The 787-nt window shown below is 71.3% G+C and carries 1 pseudogene; it reads right to left on the minus strand.

The annotated features are described in order from the left end of the window. Positions 1-787, minus strand: a pseudogene (locus AC1DVA_RS28840) (hypothetical protein); the annotation flags it as partial.

Genomic DNA, 787 nt, shown 5'->3' on the forward strand with positions numbered 1-787 from the left:
CCGCGACCGGCACGTCGTCGACGATGCTGATCACCAGGTTGCCGGCCGGCGCACTGTCGCCGTCGGCATCGTTCACCACCACCGCAAAGCTCGCCGCGGTGTTGTCGCCCGCCGTGTTGTCGAGCAGCGTGTAGCTGTAGCTGATCGTGCCGGCGCCGGTTGCCGGATCGTAGCTGTAGGACGCCGTCAGCGTCCCGCGCGTCCCGTCGGCGAAGCTCTGCGGCGCGCCCGTCAGAACATGCCCGCCCAGCGACACCAGCGACACGCCGTCCGGCGAGTTGAAGCCGATCGTCCCCGCCACCGTCTCGGACGGCGCCGCCGCGTTTGACCCTGCAGTCTCGGCCCCACGCGCCGGCAAGCCTGCCTCGTAGACCGTCGTCGTCGCCCCGTTCACCCCGGGGATCACCGACCCCGGCGTCGCATCGCCGATCGCGATCGTCAGCGTCGTCGGCGACGCGTCGCCGTCGCCATCGGTCAGCGTATAGGTGAAGACCTCGTTCACCCCGCCCGCCGAACCGGCATTGCGGACATAGCTGTAGCTGCCATCCGACGACAGCGTCAGCACGCCGTACTGGCCCGCCACCACCGTGTTCGACCCGACCGCTACCGCAGGCCCGCCCGCCGTCGTCGCCACGACCGACGTCACCGCCGCGCCGTCCGCGCCCTGCACGTCGCCACCCGCCGCATTGCCGTCGCTGCCGGCGCCGCTCAGCAGATTGCCGCCCACCGCCGCAAACGAACCCGAGGCCACCGCATCCGTATCAGCAACCGCGACCGGCACGTCGTC

Source organism: Allobosea sp. P4_C6 (assembly GCF_056402015.1).